Annotated in this window: 15 protein-coding genes and 1 tRNA gene; 5 read left to right on the plus strand and 11 right to left on the minus strand. The window is 70.7% G+C overall.

All coding sequences use genetic code 11. From position 1 onward, the window contains the following. Positions 1-5 precede the first annotated feature (5 nt). The 5 genes from pdxS to pgsA all read right to left on the minus strand — a co-directional run bounded on the left by pdxS (position 6) and on the right by pgsA (position 4529). Entirely contained in the window at positions 6-926 is a 921-nt protein-coding gene (gene pdxS, locus ACFT7S_RS08575) for a pyridoxal 5'-phosphate synthase lyase subunit PdxS (RefSeq protein WP_185301890.1), read from the minus strand. Positions 927-1084: 158 nt separating this feature from the next. Continuing rightward, a complete protein-coding gene (locus tag ACFT7S_RS08580) occupies positions 1085-1630 on the minus strand; it encodes a hypothetical protein (RefSeq protein WP_185301889.1) in 546 nt (181 codons plus the stop codon). Positions 1631-1780: 150 nt separating this feature from the next. Then, complete coding sequence (locus ACFT7S_RS08585; protein ID WP_382728800.1) at positions 1781-2941, minus strand: glycosyltransferase family 4 protein; 1161 nt, start codon at positions 2939-2941, stop codon at positions 1781-1783. Beyond that, on the minus strand, positions 2938-3861 hold the full coding sequence (locus tag ACFT7S_RS08590; protein WP_382728803.1) for a phosphatidylinositol mannoside acyltransferase: 924 nt from the start codon (positions 3859-3861) through the stop codon (positions 2938-2940). Before ACFT7S_RS08590 ends, ACFT7S_RS08585 begins: the two co-directional genes overlap by 4 nt. Continuing rightward, positions 3858-4529 carry a phosphatidylinositol phosphate synthase gene (gene pgsA / locus ACFT7S_RS08595; protein WP_382728806.1) on the minus strand — a complete coding sequence of 224 codons (672 nt, stop codon included), beginning with the start codon at positions 4527-4529 and terminating at the stop codon, positions 3858-3860. Before pgsA ends, ACFT7S_RS08590 begins: the two co-directional genes overlap by 4 nt. A 288-nt stretch (positions 4530-4817) precedes the next feature. On the opposite strand from pgsA, the gene ACFT7S_RS08600 reads away from it, so the two are divergent. Further along, on the plus strand, positions 4818-7037 hold the full coding sequence (locus tag ACFT7S_RS08600) for an elongation factor G-like protein EF-G2 (RefSeq protein WP_382728809.1): 2220 nt from the start codon (positions 4818-4820) through the stop codon (positions 7035-7037). 160 nt (positions 7038-7197) lie between these two features. Next, positions 7198-8868: a hypothetical protein gene (locus tag ACFT7S_RS08605; RefSeq protein WP_382729218.1), complete on the plus strand. Its 1671-nt coding sequence runs from the start codon at positions 7198-7200 to the stop codon at positions 8866-8868. A 54-nt stretch (positions 8869-8922) separates the two neighbouring features. Here ACFT7S_RS08605 and ACFT7S_RS08610 read toward each other — a convergent pair whose 3' ends face one another. Then, positions 8923-9495 (minus strand): HIT family protein, encoded by a 573-nt coding sequence (locus ACFT7S_RS08610; protein WP_382728812.1) that lies wholly within the window; start codon positions 9493-9495, stop codon positions 8923-8925. A 66-nt stretch (positions 9496-9561) separates the two neighbouring features. Between ACFT7S_RS08610 and ACFT7S_RS08615 the strand changes: the two genes are divergently transcribed. Next, on the plus strand, positions 9562-10239 hold the full coding sequence (locus ACFT7S_RS08615; RefSeq protein WP_382728815.1) for a potassium channel family protein: 678 nt from the start codon (positions 9562-9564) through the stop codon (positions 10237-10239). Between the two features lie 29 nt (positions 10240-10268). Here ACFT7S_RS08615 and thrS read toward each other — a convergent pair whose 3' ends face one another. The 3 genes from thrS to ACFT7S_RS08630 form a co-directional block, all read right to left on the minus strand. Continuing rightward, a complete protein-coding gene (gene thrS, locus ACFT7S_RS08620) occupies positions 10269-12245 on the minus strand; it encodes a threonine--tRNA ligase (RefSeq protein WP_382728818.1) in 1977 nt (658 codons plus the stop codon). A 94-nt stretch (positions 12246-12339) separates the two neighbouring features. After that, a complete protein-coding gene (locus ACFT7S_RS08625; RefSeq protein ID WP_382728821.1) occupies positions 12340-13596 on the minus strand; it encodes a hypothetical protein in 1257 nt (418 codons plus the stop codon). Next, on the minus strand, positions 13596-14192 hold the full coding sequence (locus tag ACFT7S_RS08630; RefSeq protein WP_382728824.1) for a DUF4365 domain-containing protein: 597 nt from the start codon (positions 14190-14192) through the stop codon (positions 13596-13598). The genes ACFT7S_RS08625 and ACFT7S_RS08630 overlap by 1 nt, the downstream gene beginning before the upstream one ends. A gap of 196 nt (positions 14193-14388) precedes the next feature. Between ACFT7S_RS08630 and ACFT7S_RS08635 the strand changes: the two genes are divergently transcribed. Continuing rightward, on the plus strand, positions 14389-15114 hold the full coding sequence (locus ACFT7S_RS08635) for a 3'-5' exonuclease (RefSeq protein WP_382728827.1): 726 nt from the start codon (positions 14389-14391) through the stop codon (positions 15112-15114). A gap of 79 nt (positions 15115-15193) precedes the next feature. Here ACFT7S_RS08635 and ACFT7S_RS08640 read toward each other — a convergent pair. Both ACFT7S_RS08640 and ACFT7S_RS08645 read right to left on the minus strand, forming a co-directional pair. Continuing rightward, positions 15194-15265: transfer RNA gene (locus ACFT7S_RS08640), tRNA-Val, on the minus strand. Between the two features lie 39 nt (positions 15266-15304). Next, a complete protein-coding gene (locus tag ACFT7S_RS08645; protein WP_382728830.1) occupies positions 15305-15751 on the minus strand; it encodes an SRPBCC family protein in 447 nt (148 codons plus the stop codon). Positions 15752-15829: 78 nt separating this feature from the next. On the opposite strand from ACFT7S_RS08645, the gene ACFT7S_RS08650 reads away from it, so the two are divergent. Then, a complete protein-coding gene (locus ACFT7S_RS08650; RefSeq protein ID WP_382728833.1) occupies positions 15830-18337 on the plus strand; it encodes an SCO7613 C-terminal domain-containing membrane protein in 2508 nt (835 codons plus the stop codon). Positions 18338-18362: the final 25 nt, after the last annotated feature.

Here is an 18362-nt window from a genome sequence, read left to right on the forward strand (position 1 = left end):
AGTGACTACCAGCCACGGTTGGCGTAGCGCTCGGCCTCGGGCAGGGTGTCGCAGTTGATGCCGACCATGGCCTCGCCCAGGTTGCGGGAGGCGTCCGCGATGATCTTCGGGTCGTCGTAGAAGGTGGTGGCCTTCACGATCGCGGCGGCGCGCTTGGCGGGGTCGCCGGACTTGAAGATGCCGGAGCCGACGAAGACGCCCTCGGCGCCGAGCTGGCGCATCAGCGCGGCGTCGGCGGGGGTGGCGACGCCACCTGCGGAGAAGAGGACGACGGGCAGCTTGCCGAGCTCGGCGACCTCCTTGACCAGCTCGTACGGGGCGCGGAGCTCCTTGGCGGCGGCGTACAGCTCGTTGTTGTCGTAGCCGCGCAGGCGAGCGATCTCGTTCTTGATCTGACGCAGGTGGCGGACGGCCTCGACGACGTTGCCGGTGCCGGCCTCGCCCTTCGAGCGGATCATGGCCGCGCCCTCTGCGATGCGGCGCAGGGCCTCGCCCAGGTTGGTGGCGCCACAGACGAAGGGGGTCGTGAAGGCGAACTTGTCGCTGTGGTTGACCTCGTCGGCCGGGGTCAGGACCTCGGACTCGTCGATGTAGTCGACACCGAGGGACTGCAGGACCTGGGCCTCGACGAAGTGGCCGATGCGCGACTTGGCCATGACCGGGATGGAGACGGCCTCGATGATCTCTTCGATCATGTTCGGGTCGGACATCCGGGCCACGCCGCCGTCCTTGCGGATGTCGGCGGGCACCCGCTCCAGGGCCATGACGGCCACGGCGCCCGCATCCTCGGCGATCTTCGCCTGCTCGGCGTTGACGACGTCCATGATCACGCCGCCCTTGAGCTGCTCGGCCATACCGCGCTTGACGCGGCTGGTGCCGATGGCCGGGGAGTCGGTGGGCTGCTGGGTGCTGGGAAGCGTGGACACGGATCGACCTCACTCGGAGAAGACGCTGACTGGTGCAAGGCTGAGCAAACGCCCCGGGAGCAGTCCACAGCAAGGGCCAATAAGTACCCCGTGGATCGTTTTGGCCCCGCTCTCAGATGCCGGAACGGCCCGACCTCAAGTGCCGGGGCGGTCCGCTCTCAGGTGCCGGGGCGGTCGGCGAGCGCCACCGGCGGCTCGTCGTCCATCTCGAACGCGAGGGGGAACGGCGCGTGTCCGGCCAGCCGGAACAGGCGCACCGTACGGTGTCTGCGCAGTGCACGGGCCGCGCGCACCGCATCGTTGTGGAACCGCCGTGCCATCGGCACCCGGCGCACCGCGGCAGCCAGTTCGGCCGCCGCCTCGACTCCGCCGGGGATCTCCTTCACGGCGTCCACCTGGGCCGTTTCACCGAAGACGGCGCGCAGCGCGGTGCTCAGTTCGCTCTCGGTGACCTCCCGCTGCTCCTCCTCGGCCTGCCGGGCGGCGTGCGCGGCCTCGTACAGGACGATGGAGGCGGCCGGGTCGAGGACACCGGACGTGGCCAGTTCCTGCGTGACCGAGGCGCGGCGCAGCAGTTGGGCGTCGAGCGCGGCACGGGCCGCGTCGATCCGTGCGTGCAGCCGGTCCAGCCTTCCGGCGGTCCAGCTGAGGTACAGGCCGATCGCGACCAGCGCGACGGCGATCCAGATGAGGGTTTCGGTCACGGGCCGCAAGGCTACCGTCGCGCGGGCCGCACACCGGCCGCTCTCCACCCGGCGGCGGACGGACCGGCGTCACTCCCGGCGGCCGGGGCCGATGAACAGGCCACGCCACACCGGGAGTTGGTCCCAGCGACCGGATATCCGGCGAAGCCCTCAGTCCCGGGCCAGCCCGAAGCGTGCCCGCAGCCCCGTGCGCTCGTCCGCAGCCACCGACGCGGCCCCGTCCGCCACCGTCTCGTACACCGCCAGGATGTCCGCACCCACCGTCGTCCAGTCGAAGCGGCGCACATGCGCGCTGCCCCGCTCACGGAGCCCGGCACGCCGCTCCGGGTCGCCCAGGAGGCGGATCGCGGCCGAGGCCAGCGCGTCCGCGTCCTCGTTGGCGAAGAGCTCACCCGCCGAGCCCTGGTCCAGCACCTGCGCGAACGCGTCCAGATCGCTCGCGAGCACCGGTGCCGCCGCCGACAGCGCCTCGACCAGGATGATGCCGAAGCTCTCGCCCCCGGTGTTGGGCGCGACGTACACATCGACGCTGCGCAGCAGCCGCGCCTTGTCCTCGTCGCTCACCATGCCGAGGAATTCCACGCGGTCACGCAGTTCCTTGGGCAGGGAGGCGACCGCTTCCTCCTCGTCACCGCGCCCCGCGACCAGCAGCCTGGTCTCCGGGCGGGCGGCGAGGATCGCGGGCAGGGCCCTCATCAGGACCGGAAGACCCTTCCGCGGCTCGTCGATACGCCCGATGAACCCGATCGTCCCGCCCTGCCACTCGGCCTTGGGCTCCGCCCGGGCGAAGAAGTCCACGTCGACACCGTTGGGAATGACGACCGCGTCGCCGCCCAGATGCTCGACGAGGGTCCGGCGCGCGTACTCGCTCACCGCGATCCGCGCACGGATCTTCTCCAGCGCCGGCTGAAGGATCGGATAGGCGGCGATCATCGCCCGCGAGCGCGGATTGGACGTGTGGAACGTGGCAACGATCGGCCCCTGCGCCGCCCAGCACGCGAGCAGCCCCAGCGAGGGTGAGGTGGGCTCGTGGATGTGGATCACGTCGAACGTGCCGTCGTGCAGCCACCTGCGTACCCGCGCGGCCGACAGGAAGCCGAAGTTCAGCCGCGCGACGGACCCGTTGTACGGGACGGGGACGGCCCGGCCCGCCGAGACCACGTACGGCGGCAGCGGTGTCTCGTCGTCCGCGGGCGCCAGCACGGAGACCTGATGGCCGAGGCGGATCAGATGTTCGGCGAGGTCACGGATGTGGAACTGCACGCCACCCGGTACGTCCCAGGAGTACGGGCAGACAATGCCGATCTTCACGGCTGTTCCCCTCGGGGGTCCAGATCGGAGATCCAGAGGCGCTGGAGCATGTGCCAGTCCTCCGGATGCTCGGCGATTCCGACGGCGAAGGCATCGGCCAGCGCCTGTGTCATCACCGACGTCTTCTCGGCGCGGTCCCCCGTTTTGGGCTCCTCGACGGGCGGGTGGATGCGCGCCTTCATGACCGGGGTGCCGTCGTACCAGAGTGTGACGGGGAGCAGGAGCGCCCCGGTCTGCTGGGCCAGCAGCGCCGGCCCTGCCGGCATCCGCGCGGTGTCGCCGAAGAACGTCACCTCGACACCGGACGACGACAGATCACGGTCGGCGACCAGGCAGACGAGGCCACCGGCCCGCAGCCGCCGCGCCAGTGTGCCGAAGGCCGCGCCGCCGTTGTGCGGCAGGACCTCCATGCCGAGGCCCTCGCGGTAGGCGACGAACCGGTCGTAGAGCGATTCGGGCTTGAGGCGTTCGGCGACGGTGGTGAAGCCGATCTTGAGGTCCGTGGTGACCCAGGCACCCGCGAGGTCCCAGTTCCCCAGATGGGGAAGGGCCAGGATGACGCCGCTCCCGGCGTCGAGGCCCTCCGTCAGACGGTGGACCTCCCGCAGGTCGATGCTGTCCTTGATCCGCCGGGGGGTCCACGTCGGCAGCCGGAAGGACTCCTGCCAGTAGCGCATGTACGAGCGCATACCGGCCTTGGACAGCTCGGCGAGACGGGCCGCGTCCGCGTCGGGCACCACCCGCGCCAGATTCGACTCCAGCCGCAGCACACTCTTGCCGCGCCGCTTCCACACCTGGTCGGCGATGGTGCGGAAGAGCGCCCGCGCCGCGGGCTCGGGGAGTTTCTTGACCGCGCCCCAGCCGAGCCCGTACAGCCCGTCCGTCAGCCGTTCCCGCAGACCGTCGTCGGTGCCGCTCACTGGGCGGCCTCGCTCCCCTGCTCCGCCGACGCGGCGGCCGCATCGGCCTCCGCGGACTCCCGGCGCACGGTCACCACACGCTGGATGAGCGTCACCAGGCTGCCCACGGCGACGATCCACAGCGCGATCGGCAGCAGGATCTCGATCCCGGGGACGCCGAAGGTGTGCAGACCGGCGAGCCCGGCCGCTACCAGCGAGATCACCAGGCGCTCGGCGCGCTCCACCAGACCGTTGACCGCGACCGGCAGACCGATCGATTCTCCGCGTGCCTTCGTGTACGAGACGACCTGGCCGCTGGCCAGGCAGAAGATCGCCACCGCGCACAGCACGTTGTCGTCACCGCTGCCCGCGTACCAGAGCGCGAAGCCGGCGAAGATCGCCCCGTCGGCGACTCGGTCCAGCGTCGAGTCGAGGAACGCGCCCCAGCGACTGGAGATCCCCGCCTGCCGGGCCATATTGCCGTCGACGAGGTCCGAGAAGACGAAGATCGTGATGACGATCGTGCCCCAGAAGAATTCTCCCATCGGGAAAAAGACCAGCGCACCTGCCATCACTCCGGCCGTGCCGATGAGCGTGACCGCGTCGGGGCTGACCCCGAGTCGGAGCAGCAGAGCGGCGAACGGTGTGAGGACACGCGTAAAAAATGCACGCGCGTACTTGTTCAGCATGGCCTTCCCGAGGTTCGGCGGGCCGTGCGGCCACTGCGGCCACCGGCTGGCCCATCGTAGTCACGACGTGTGTGGTCCACCGGACGGGCACCCGCTCCGGGAGTGTGTTGCTGTCCCGGCCGCTCACGTACGACGTATGGACGCCGCCCGAAGTGAGTGGAAAGCTCGGAATTACCCGCGGGCGTCGACGAAGCCGCCGCGACGGCTCCCCCGTGCCCGTGCACACCTATCTCCCCTCACCGCGCAGCGCTCCCCGCGCACCGCGCACTCCACCGGGAGGCACACATCATGGGCGACAGGGCACACACTCACACCGGGGCCGCCGGCAGGGCGGCGACGGCCGACCGGCCCACCTCCATACGCAATGTGGTGCTGGTCGGCCACAGCGGATCCGGCAAGACCACCCTGGTCGAAGCACTCGCGCTGACGGCAGGGGCCGTCAACCGGGCCGGCCGGGTCGAGGACGGCGGGACCATCTCCGACTACGACGAGATCGAGCACCACAGGCAACGCTCCGTACAGCTCTCGCTGGTCCCCGTCGAATGGAACGGTTACAAGATCAATCTGCTGGACACCCCCGGCTACGCGGACTTCGTCGGGGAACTCAGGGCCGGTCTGCGAGCGGCGGACGCGGCCCTTTTCGTCGTCTCGGCCGCCCAGGAGGCGGACGCAGTCGAGGGCACGACCCGCGCCGTGTGGGAGGAGTGCGCGGCCGTCGGAATGCCGCGGGCCATCGTCGTCACCCACCTCGACACCGCCCGCACCTCCTTCGACGGCATGACCCGGGTCTGCGCCGAACTCTTCGGCGGCGACGACCCCGACGCCGTGGTCCCCCTCTATCTGCCGGTACGCGGCCCCCAGGCCCCGGACGGCCACGCGCCCCTCACCGGGCTCACCGGGCTGCTCTCGCAGCGGATCTTCGACTACTCCTCCGGCGAACGGCAGGAGACCCCGCCGGCCGACGGTGAGCGGGAACCGCTCAGGGACGCCCGCAACCGGCTCATCGAAGGGATCATCGCCGAGAGCGAGGACGAGACCCTCATGGACCACTACCTCGGTGGCGGCGACATCGACATCAAGACCCTCGTCGACGATCTGGAGCGCGCCGTCGCACGCGGCGTCTTCCACCCCGTCCTCACCGCCGCCCCCGCCGCCGACGGCGCCCGCCAGGGCGTCGGAACCGTCGAACTCCTGGAGCTCATCACCGGCGGCTTCCCCACCCCGCTTGAGCGCATACTTCCCGCCGTCACCACCCCGCAGGGCGCACCACGCCCCGCCCCCGTCTGCGATCCGCAGGGCCCCCTGGTCGCCGAGGTCGTCAAAACGGCATCCGACCCGTACGTCGGCCGGATGTCCCTCGTACGCGTCTTCGCCGGCACTCTGCGCCCCGACGACACGGTGCACATCTGCGGCCACGGGCTCACCGATCCGGGACACGGGGAGCGCCCTGCCCACGAGGCCGAGATCCGGGTGGGCGCGCTCACCTCGCCCTTCGGGAAGCAGCAGCGGCCCCTCACCCGGTGCATCGCGGGAGACCTCGCCTGCGTCGCCAGGCTCGGCGCGGCCGAGACCGGGGACACCCTCTCCGCCACGGATGGTCCGCTGCTCATGGAGCCGTGGACCATGCCCGATCCACTGCTGCCGGTCGCCATCCGGGCCCACAGCAAGGCGGACGAGGACAAGCTCTCGCAGGGCCTGGCGCGGCTGGTCGCCGAGGACCCGACGATGCGCCTCGAACAGAACCAGGACACCCACCAGGTCGTCCTGTGGTGCATGGGCGAGGCGCACCGGGACGTCGCCCTGGAACGGCTGCGCAGCCACTACGGCGTCCAGGTCGACGCGGTCCCCCACCGCGTCCCCCTGCGCGAGACGTTCGCCACCCGGTGCACCGGGCGCGGCCGGCACGTCAAACAGTCCGGCGGCCACGGCCAGTACGCCATCTGCGAGATCGAGGTGGAGCCGCTGCCGCCCGGCGCGGGCATCGAATTCGTCGACAAGGTCGTCGGCGGAGCCGTACCGCGCCAGTTCATCCCGTCCGTCGAGAAGGGCGTACGCGCCCAGGCCGCCCGGGGAGTCGCCTCGGGCCACCCCCTCGTCGACGTACGCATCACCCTGCTCGACGGAAAGGCCCACTCGGTGGACTCCTCCGACGCGGCCTTCCAGACAGCGGCGGCGCTGGCCCTGCGCGAAGCGGCGGCGGACACCCGTATCCAACTGCTCGAACCGGTGGCCGAGGTCAGTGTGCTGATCCCCGACGACTACGTGGGAGCCGTCATGAGCGACCTGTCAGGCCGGCGCGGACGAGTCGTGGGCACCGAGCAGGCACCGGGCGGACGCACCGTCGTACGGGCCGAAGTGCCCGAGCTGGAGATCGGCCGGTACGCCGTCGACCTGCGGTCCCTCGCACATGGCACCGGACGCTTCGACCGCTCCTACGCCCGTCACGAAGCGATGCCGCCGCAACTCGCCGACCGCGTCCGTGAGGAACGGGAAGGGGTACCGGACTGACCACGGCCGACACGACGCCACGCGTAGGCACGCCCGTCCGCACGGCAGGGGACGCCGATCCGGTCAGAACGATACGCTGTGGGCCCAGCTCAGAAGGTGTGCCGCGTACGGTAGTTGGGAAAGGCGCCAAGGGCAGACCGTGCGGCGAGTGGGGGCGGCAGTGGCCAACGACGGATTCGATTTCTCTCCCGGAGCGCAGATCCCGCTCCAGGGTTCGGCCGGACAGGCGGTGGCGACCAATGCCCTCGCCTCGGCCGCGTACCGCGACACCCCGGTGGAGGAAATCCTCAAGGCCAATAACGAGTGGCACAAGTCGGAAGTGAAAGAGGGCGACTCCAAGCTCTTCAAGTCCGCCTACTTCAAACCGAATCTCGGCGAGGCGTTCTCCCGCGCCGTCCAGGAACGCATGCTGGGCGGCGACCGCAAGGCGCTCATCCAGTCGTTCGGCACCGACCCGCAGACCGTCGTCGAACACTGCCTGTCCGCGACCGGCCTCCGCAAGGCGCGGGACAGCAAACTGACCCTCGTCACCGCGGTGTTCGGCTTCGCGTTCCTCCCCGGCCTGCTGCTCTGGGTCATCGCGTTCCGGCTGCGCGACTCCCTCAACAAGTCGAAGGACGCCGCCTTCCGGGCCCTGGGCGGCGTCCTGCTCGCCGTCTTCGGCATCGGCGCCCTGCTTCTCCTCATAAAGCTTCCGGTCACCGGAATGCTCGCGCTCTATCTGCGCGGGATGATCATCGCGCCCGTCATCGGCTGGCTCCTCGCCAAGCGGATCGCGGAGACCTCCGCCAAGGACATGCGCTCCCGCTGGGAAGGGCTCCTGTCCGGCGCCGGAGTCATCGCGAAGATCCCCGACTCCGTACCCAAGAACCCGAACGAGACCGCTCGCGAAGCGCTCCGCCAGGGGCTGGAGAAGCTCTCCGCCGAGCAGCAGTCCAACGCCGTCTTCTACGCGGGCCCCAAGGGCGTCCTCGGCATGGGCACCCGCTGGGGCAGCTGGCAGCTCGCCGAGAACCTCGTCGCCAAGGACCCGGCCAAGGAGATCCACCAGTTCCGCAGTTGGGACCTGATACGGGTCATCCACGACCAGCTGAAGATGCTGGAGCGCGGCCCGCTCAACACCGGCGGCTTCCCCACCCCGTCCGTGAAGCACTGGATCGTCTCCCCCGTCGGCGAGAACGCGGACTCGGTCTCCCGCCCCGACGGCGAGGACGTCGCCACCTTCCAGGTCAAGCCGCACGAGATACAGCGCATCTGCAACCACCAGCAGTTCGGCAGCGGCGACCGGCACTACCTGGGTGTCCAGTTCACCCTCTGGGACGGCCAGCTGGTCATCACCATGATGATCACCGTGACCGTGCTCCACGAGACCCTGCGCATCGAAGTCACCGGCCACGCGCTGGGACCGGTACACGGGCTCTTCCTCACCAAGCCGGAGGCCGAGACCAAGACGGTCAAGAAAGCGGTCAGGTTCTGGGAGACCCGCAAGATCGCCCTGCCGCTCGTCAAGGCCCACGAAGTCGTCAGGCTCGCCCTGCGCGCTCCCTTGACCTGGTACCCGCCGCTCCTCGACTACCTGGGCGGCAAGATCGTCCTCCCCGAGCCCTTCGGCCTCCGCCACGCCTGGGCGGCGCAGCCGTGGAACCACCGGTTCATGGCGGACGACGCCCTGCGCGCAGCCGCCCCCGTCCTGCGCGCCGTGCACGCCGCGGCGATCCGGGTCCTGGAGGAGAACGGCGTCGACACCGAACGCTTCGACAACCGCTCCATGATCCTCAGCGGACTCGTGCAGGACGTGGCCCCGAGGAAGGCCGACGTGTACGACGCGTAGGGCTGGGACCGCAGTGGTGCACCGGGCCCGCCCGGTTGCCGGTTCGTCCTCGGGTCAGACAGCCGGCGGCACGGCGGGCCAGGCGCCCGCGAGCATCGCGCGGGTGTCGCCGAGCAGCTGCGGCAGCACCTTCGTATGACCGACCACCGGCATGAAGTTGGTGTCCCCGCCCCAGCGCGGTACCAGATGCTGATGCAGATGGGCGGCGATACCCGCACCCGCCACCGCGCCCTGGTTCATCCCGATATTGAAGCCGTGCGCCCCTGAGGCCGCCCGCAGCGCGACCATCGCACGCTTGGTGAAGTCGGCCAGCTCGGCGGTCTCCGCGGCATCCAGGTCCGTGTAGTCGGCGACATGCCGGTACGGGACGACCATCAGATGGCCACCGGTGTACGGATAGAGGTTCAGCACGGCGTAGACGCGCTCACCGCGCGCCACGATCAGCCCGTCCTCGTCCGATTTTGCGGGGATCACACAGAACGGACAGCCGTCCTCGGCCCCCGGACCGCTGGGCTTGTTCTCCCCCTGGATGTAAGCCATCCGGTGGGGCGTCCACAAGCGCTGGAACGCGTCGGGCGTTCCCACTCCGATCTGCTGCTCCGGCTCACTCGTCATGCCGATCAGCATATTGCTTCGGCCCCGCGACGCGTGTCGCCGGGGCCCGGCCCGACAGCGGCCCGCAATGCTGTGGCCATGAGCGACCGCCCCACCGACTCCGCTCCCGGCAGGCTGACACACTGGGAGAAACGCGCCGAAGTACCCCTCTTCGCAGCCTCGCTGCTCTTCCTCGCCGGGTACGCGGTCCGCGTTCTCGCCCCCCACGACGCCCAACCTTGGCGCGATCTCGCCCTCGCCCTGGTCGGCGCCACCTGGCTGCTCTTCCTCGTGGATTACGCGGTGCGGCTCCGGCTGAGCGGCCTCGGCCTCCGATTCGTCCACACCCACTGGCTGGACACGGTGGTGCTCGTACTCCCGCTCCTGCGCCCCCTACGGGTGGTCCGGGTCTACACCGCGGTCCAGGGCCGACGGGACCGCCCGCGGCTGGACCTGTACGCACGCGTGATGACGTACGCCGGCATGTCGGCGGTGCTGCTCGGATTCTCCGCCGCGCTCGCCGTCTACCACCAGGAGCACGGCGCGCCAGGCGCCACGATCCGTACCTTCGGCGACGCGGCCTGGTGGGCGTGCGCGACCCTCACGACGGTGGGTTACGGGGACGCCACCCCGGTCACAACGGGCGGCCGGATGATCGCGGCCCTGCTGATGGTCTGCGGTCTTGCGCTGCTGGGGGCGGTGACGGGGTCGTTCTCCTCGTGGCTGTTGCAGGTGTTCACGCGGGAGGACGAGAAGAGGCCCCCGGAGCGCGGTTAGCGCTCCAGGGGCCTCTCACGGTGTGCGGATCAGACCTGCACGCGGTCTTCGACGGCCTTCGCGATCTTGGCGATGGCGTCCTCGACCGGGATGCCGTTCTCCTGCGAACCGTCGCGGTAGCGGAAGGAGACGGCACCGTTGGCCATGTCCTCATCACCCGCGATGATCATGAACGGAACCTTGGCCTTCTGGTGGTTGCGGATCTTCTTCTGCATCCGGTCCGAAGAAGCGTCGACGTCGACGCGCAGCCCCTGCTTGCGCGCCTTGGCCGCGAACTCCTGGAGGTACGGGATGTGCGCGTCGCCGATCGGGATGCCGACCGCCTGGACGGGGGCCAGCCACACCGGGAACGCACCCGCGTAGTGCTCCAGGAGCACTGCGAAGAAGCGCTCGATGGAGCCGAACAGGGCGCGGTGGATCATGACCGGGCGCTGCTTGGTGCCGTCGGGGCCGGTGTACTCCAGGTCGAAGCGCTCCGGCAGGTTGAAGTCGAGCTGCACCGTCGACATCTGCCAGGTGCGGCCGATGGCGTCCTTGCACTGCACGGAGATCTTGGGGCCGTAGAACGCGGCGCCGCCGGGGTCGGGAACGAGCGGCAGGTTCTGCTTCTCGGCGACCTGGCGCAGCGTCTCGGTGGCCTCTTCCCAGACCTCGTCCGAGCCGACGAACTTCTCCGGGTCCTTGGTGGAGAGCTCCAGGTAGAAGTCGGTCAGACCGTAGTCACGGAGCAGGTTCAGGACGAAGGTGAGCGTCCTGTCGAGCTCCTCCGCCATCTGCTCCTTGGTGCAGTAGATATGCGCGTCGTCCTGCGTGAAGCCGCGCGAGCGGGTCAGACCGTGGACGACACCCGACTTCTCGTACCGGTACACCGTGCCGAACTCGAAGAGACGCAGCGGCAGTTCGCGGTACGAACGGCCACGGGCATCGAAGATCAGGTTGTGCATCGGGCAGTTCATCGGCTTGAGGTAGTAGTCCACCCCGTCGTCGAGCTGCATGGGCGGGTACATGCCTTCGGCGTACCAGTCCAGGTGGCCGGACTTCTCGAAGAGCTTGCCCTTGGTGGCGTGGGGGCTGTAGACGAACTCGTAGCCCTCCTCCTCGTGGCGGCGCCGCGAGTAGTCCTCCATGGCCCGGCGGATGACGCCGCCCTTGGGGTGGAAGACCGCGAGGCCGGGGCCGATCTCGTCGGGGAAGGAGAAGAGGTCCAGCTCGTTGCCGAGCTTGCGGTGGTCGCGCTTGGCGGCCTCCTCAAGGAACTCCAGGTGCGCCTTGAGCTCGTCCTTGGTGGGCCACGCGGTGCCGTAGATGCGCTGGAGCATCGGGTTCTTCTCGCTGCCGCGCCAGTACGCCGCGGCGTTCCGCATCAGCTTGAACGCCGGGATGAACCGGGTGGTGGGCAGGTGCGGACCCCGGCAGAGGTCCTTCCAGCACAGCTCGCCGGTCTTCGGGTCCAGGTTGTCGTAGATGGTCAGCTCGCCGCCGCCCACCTCGACGTCCGCGCCGTCGTCCGAGGACGCCGAGCCCTTGATGCCGATGAGCTCCAGCTTGTACGGCTCGTCGGCGAGCTCCTCGCGGGCGGCCTCGTCGGTGACGACCCGGCGGGAGAAGCGCTGACCCCGCTTCTGGATCTCCTGCATCTTCTTCTCGACGGCCTTGAGGTCCTCGGGCGTGAACGGCTTCTCGACGTCGAAGTCGTAGTAGAAGCCGTCCTTGACCGGCGGGCCGATGCCCAGCTTGGCGTCGGGGTGCAGCTCCTGCACGGCCTGCGCCATGACGTGCGCCGTGGAGTGCCGCAGGATGTTCAGGCCGTCCTCGGAGGAGATCTCGACGGGCTCGACGGTCTCGCCGTCCCTGAGCTCGTACGCGAGGTCCTTCAGCTCGCCCTCGACACGCGCGGCAACGACGGTGCGCTGACCGGGGAAGAGCTCGGCCGCCGTAGTCCCCGTCGTCACCACGCGCTCTTCCCGCTCGGAATCGCGTTGGATGATCACACGGACGTCTGACACCGGTCTCTCCTGACTGAGGGGGTGCGGCGCTTCGTATCGCGCGCGCAAGTCGAATCGTACCGAGCCAGGGGCCCCCTTAGCGAAAGGGATACCGCTACTCCTCCCCCATGCACGCCTCCTCGAAGAAGTCCAGGTTCTCCTGGAGCGACTTCATCAGCCGGTCCCGCTCCGTCTCGTCGACCTGGACGGGAGCCACCTGCGAGGCACCGGTGAGGCGCCGGAAGCCGCCCCGGCTCTCCAGCCGCCCCTCCACCCGGATCGGCAGCCCGACCAGATGGGCATGGCCCGCGATGCGGTACGCCTCCTCGTCGAGCTCCAGCCGTACGTGGGCGACCTCCGCGCCCGCCAGCACGCTCAGCCGTACGATCCCGGCGCCGCGCGGCCCGGAGCGGCGCATCCGGACGACGGCGCCGGTGATCCGCACCGGGACGGCGGGCTCGTCCTGGAGGTAGCGGGCGCCCGCCCGGCGCAGGGCCGGCAGGTCTCCGGGTGAGAATTCCACGGTTTCGGGGCGGGCGGGGCAGCCCTCGGGCGTACCGGCGGCAGGCGCCCACTCCAGGGCGATCCTGGCTCCTTCGGAGCCCCGGACCAGGGTGATGACCGCCTCGGTCAGTTCCCGGCTGACGCCCGCGGCGACAGCGGCGTCGAAGGCATCCATGCCCCCGGTGGCCCGCTGGTAGTCGATGGCCTCTCTGGTGGCGTGCAGGGCCTGGTAGAGCTGTACGGCGACGGCTCGCCCCGAGGCAACGGGGACGAAGACGGTGAGCCTGCGCCCGCCCGGCGCGGGCCCGACCAGGGTGCCGTCCAGTGCCGCCCGGGCCTTTCGGCGGTGGCGGTTGCCGTGGTACCCGGCCGGGCCGCGGGCGGCCAGGGCGCCGGCCAGCAGGATCTGCCGGGCCGCCGAGCGCAGCTGTTCGTCCTCCGTCCAGCCTGCCGCTCCGGCGGCCCCGGCGGCCGACTCGGGGACATCGCGCCACCACCGGATCTCGTCGCTGGGCACCGCGAGGGAGACGAGGACGTCCCTGGCCGAGGGGGCCGCGCTCCGGGCGAGCGCGGTGAGGGCCTCGCCGATGAGGTCCTCGCTGTCCGGGAACGCGGCCGTTTCGGGCACCAGCAGGCTCATGGCGCCGCCGGACGGTCCGGGCGGCGTCCAGCGGCTGTAGCGCCCCGCTGCTCCGCCGCGCCGCTGCCAGCCGTGGCGGTCGAGGAGCGCGCCGAGGACGGCGGGGTCGACGAGGGCGGGATCGGGGATGTCCCCGGCGGTCCGAGTTGCGTCCGGGTGTTCAACCGGGTGTGATCGTGGGCCCGCAGGCCTCGCTCCGTAGAACGGTTCGTCCGTCGACCGGTGCATCAGGGTCTCCCTCCCGCCCCGACCCGGGCCATGATCTCGCAGAGTGCTCGGTCGTCGAAGATCCGCGAGGTCGGGATGCGCACGGTGGTCCTGTGCCGGCCCGTCACCGCGTGGCCCGCCAGGTTGGTCCAGTAGCAGCAGTGCCGCAGGTCGAGCTGTTCGTGTCCGGCGCGCAGCCAGTCCTCCTGACTGCGGGGCACGAGCATCACGACCAGGATCTTGTGCACCGACACGGGTGTCCTGGCGAGCTTCACGAGGTGGGCGTTGTCGAGCGTGAAGGAGAACGCCGGGCCGGGTGGGTGCGAGGGGATCTGGTAGGTGCATTTGAGCTGCACCTTGATGGTCACCTCGTCGTCGACGGTGTGGTCCGGGGCACCGTGGCTGACGTGCCAGTCGATGCCGTTGTCGGGAAACGGCTGCGACAAGGAGCATCCCGCCGCTGCGGCTACCGCGTGCAAGTAGCCCACCTGGAGGGTCTCCATGCAGGCGGTGGTGGCGAGGGTGCCGCGCAGCGGTGTGATCCGCTGCGGTGGCAGGACTCCTCCGTGGTCTTCGGCGCGGGAGGGGCCCCCTGGGTTCGGCTGCGCGAGCGCCATGGCTCCGTGTGCCTTCCGGGCTGTGCCGACCGGTTGCCCGGCCTCTGCCGACGGGCAGGTCAACTTCCGTTCCCGTCACCTGTGTTGTCACCGCAGGAGAGGGGTCGCAAACGGCGTATCAGGCAAACACCCCGGGTATCACCGTTTCGGGCAGAGGAATCACTCCATCTGCCGTGCGGGTGCGAGGAGTTCGGGGATGATGCACTGGTTCGAAGGGCCTCTGGCCGCTTTTGACACCGAGACGACAGGCGTGGATGTCGAGGAGGACCGGATCGTTTCGGCCGCTCTCGTCGTCCAGGACACCGCCGGCGGGCGCACACGGGTCACCCGCTGGCTGGTCAATCCGGGGGTTCCGGTGCCCGCGGGGGCCACCGAGATCCATGGTCTGACCGACGATCACCTTCAGCGCAACGGCCGTTGGCCCGCGCCGGTGGTGGAGGAGATAGCCCGGGCGCTGGCGGAGCAGTGTGCGACGGGGCGCCCGCTGGTCGTGATGAACGCGCCGTTCGATCTGACGCTGCTGGACCGGGAGCTGAAGCGGCACCGGGCGTCGTCGCTGAGCCGCTATCTCCAGAACTCGCCGCTGTGCGTGCTGGACCCACGCGTGCTCGACAAGCATCTGGACCGGTACCGCAAGGGCCGTCGCACGCTGACGGATCTGTGCGAGCTGTACGGGGTGGTGCTGGACGGGGCACATGACGCCGCGGCCGACGCGACGGCCTCGCTGGAGCTGATACGGGCGGTGGGGCGGCGTTTCTCCGGCCGGCTGGAGCGGCTGACGCCGGCCGAGCTGCACACCCTGCAGGCCGTGTGGCACGCGGCGCAGGCGCGTGGTCTGCAGGCGTGGTTCACGAAGAGCGGGACACCGGAGGAGGTCGACCCGGCGTGGCCGCTGCGCCCGGAGTTGCACGCCGCGGCCTGAGACCGGGGTTCCGGCTTCCCGGCGTACGGGAACGCGAAAGCCGGTCCGTCGATGGTGCTGACGGACCGGCTCTTCCCGGTGGGCGATACTGGTTTCGAACCAGTGACCTCTTCGGTGTGAACGAAGCGCTCTCCCACTGAGCTAATCGCCCGGGAACGGGATGAACCATACAGGGCTCTGCGGGCTGGGTTCAAACTCCTTGCAGCCGGGCGGTGAGACCGCGGCGTCCGGAGCGCATCATCATCGCGTGGTTCGCGCGGAACACGAGGCGTCCGGGCACGGCGAGGCGCCGCATCAGGGCCCGGCGGACGACGACCTCCTGTTGGTACGTGGCCCTGCTGCCGCCGGCCCGCGGAGCGATGGTCCAGCGGGCCCAGCCCTCCAGATCGCCGGTCATCGTCACTTCGAGGACCCGGGAGCGGGGGTCGCGGTAACTCTGGCGGGCGGTGATGACCAGCTCGTACGGCAGGAACGAGCGGAAGCGCGCGGTTCCGCTCGTCGCGTCGATGGCAGTGACCGCACGGACCTGGGGCCACCACTGCGGATAGTCCTCGGCGCGTTCCAGTGCGGCGTAGACGGTGTCGGGCGGGGCGGGGATGTCCCAGACGCTCGTGAAGCGGTAGTGACTCCAGTCCATGAGTCCAGTCTGCGCGTTCCGGCGCCTACTCAGTCGGAGAAGGCCGGGAAACATCGCGGAAACTGAGTATCCGAGCGCATGTACGAGAGTGTGGTGGCGGCCACACTCGCGTACATGGAACATCTGCCGCCACCCGCCGAGGAATTGGCGCTCCTCGACCGTGAACTGGTGCAGCTGGACACCCGAAGGGTCCAGTTGCTGAACCGGCGTGCCTGGCTGCTGAGTGTGCTGCAGCAACAGGCCGCGCCGGTCCCGCCCTTCCCCGCACACGTGCCGCAGGCGGCCGGGCGCTACTCCGCCCCGCTGCGCCCCGGGGGTCCGGGCCAGGCGGCTGTGCCGCGCAGTGCGCAGAATGTGCTGCTGTCGCTCGGTGGTCTGCTGCTGATCATCGCCGCGATCGCGTTCACCCTGGTCAGCTGGGGTGCCATGGGGATCGGTGGCCGCTCCGCCGTGCTCGCCGCCGTGACGGTCGGCGCGCTCGTCGCGCCCGCGGTCCTGCTGAAGCGCGGGCTGTCATCGACGGCCGAGTCGCTGGCCGCGCTGGCTCTGGTGCTGACGGTGCTCGACGCGTACGCGCTGCATGCGGTGGCGGCGCCGGACGCGGACGGTCTCGTGTTCGCGGCGGTCGCCTCGGCGGTGCTGGCCCTGGGGTGGGCGGTGTACGGGCTGGCGCTGGGCGGGCTGCGACTGCCGTTGCCCGCGGCCGTGGTGGCCGGGCAGCTGCCGCTGGTGCTGTGGGCGTGGGCGGCCGGGGCGCCGGTGCTCGGCTTCGGGTGGGCGCTGCTGGTGACCGCTGCCGCGGACGGTGCGGTCGCGTTGTGGGGCAAGGGGCTCGCGGTGCGGGTCACGGCGGGCGCCGGTGCGGCGGTGACCGGGCTGGTCGCGCTGCTGCTGGGTCTGGTGAAGTCGGTGTCGGCCGACGGGCCGCTGTCTGCGTTCTGGCCGGGCTGCCTGTTGCTCGCCGGTGCCGCGGTGGCGTTGTTCGGGGCATGGCGGGCCCGGCGGGAGTTCGCGCTGATCGCGGGCTGTCTGTCGGGGCTGGCCGCGGTGGCCGCGGTGGGTGGTGTGCTGCGGACCGCGGTGCCGCAGGACTGGTCGGTCGTGGCGTATCTGGCGTGCGCGGTGGTGCTGCTTGCCGCGATGAGGGCTCGGGTCTCGCGCCACGCGGGCCAGGGCGTACTGGCTGCCGCCGGAGTGGTGGTCGCTGGTGCGGTGCTGTGGGCGCTGCCTCCGGTGGGAGCGACGCTGCTGGGTCCGCTGTCGCTGCTGGCGGATGTGTGGTCGGGCGCTCCGGACGGGATCCGGGAAGCGATGGGGGTTTCGGTGCCGTGGTCGGGCTTCGCGGCCTCCCCGGTGGTGCTCGCGGTGGTGGCGGGTCTGCTGGTCGCGGCGCACCGGTTCGGGCCTGCGGGTGTGCCGGGGGCGCCGGTCGCGGCGGGTGCGGGGTGGCGCGGCGGAGCTGCGGCCGGTGCGCTCTGCCTCGGCTGGGGTGCGCTGCTGGTGCTGCCGGCCACGCTGGATGCCGGGTACGTACCGGCGGTGGTCGTACAGGTGGTACTGGTGGCCGGGCTGCTGCTGGTGGCGGTCCGTGGTCTGTCCGGGGCGCCGCTCGCTTCGCTGTCCGGGGTGCCGGTGACCGCGCTGGTGTGTGCGTTGGCCGGGGCGGCGGGTGTGGGGGTGCTGTCGCTGGCAACGGAGGCGGCCACGTACGCGGTCTTCGGGGTACTGCTGGGCCTGTTCGTGGGTGCGGCGGTCCAGTCGCGGGTGACTGTGATGCGGGCGGTGTTCGCCTGCGTCGCGGTGATGTGCGGGATCGTGGTCGCGTCTGCGGTCGGCACGTCGCTGGGTCTGGCCGCGTACGAGGGCGCTCCGGTCGTGCTGGCGGTTCCCGCGGTGACCGTGCTGCTGGGATTCCGGCTGCGGGGTGGCCCGGTGGGGTCGGCGGTCGAGCTCGCGGGGGCGTTCGCTGCGGTGATCGCGGTGGCGATGGCGGTGTCGGACGCGCCGTTCCTGGCTCTGGTGCTGGCGTTGTGCGGGGTGCTGGCGGCGGGCACCGCGGTGCGCCCGGAGCGCAGGCAGGTCGCCGGGTATCTGTCGGCGGTCCTGTTCGTGACGGCCACATGGGTGCGGCTGGCCGCGTCCGATGTGTCGGTCCCGGAGGCGTACACGCTGCCGGTGACGGTGCCGGCGTTGGTGGTGGGTGTGCTGCGGCGGCGCCGTGATCCGGCGGCTTCCTCGTGGACGGCGTACGGCGCGGGTCTCGCGGCGACGCTGGTGCCGAGTCTCTTCGCGGCGTGGGTCGACCCGGAGTGGGTTCGGCCGTTGCTGCTGGGGGTGGCGGCCCTGGTGATCACGTTGGCGGGTGCCCGGTTCCGGCTCCAGGCGCTGCTGCTGCTGGGCGGTACGGTGCTGGCGCTGGTCGCGCTGCACGAGCTGGCGCCCTATGTGGTGCAGGTGGCCGGTGCGCTGCCCCGTTGGCTGCCGCCGGCGCTGGCCGGGGTGCTGCTCCTGGTGGTGGGGGCCACGTACGAGCAGCGGCTGCGGGACGCGCGGCGGCTCAGGGACGCCCTGGGCCGGATGCGGTGACGCGTCCGGTCCCAGGGGCCCCGGG

Source organism: Streptomyces sp. NPDC057136 (assembly GCF_042670885.1).
In the GTDB taxonomy this organism is placed as follows: domain Bacteria; phylum Actinomycetota; class Actinomycetes; order Streptomycetales; family Streptomycetaceae; genus Streptomyces.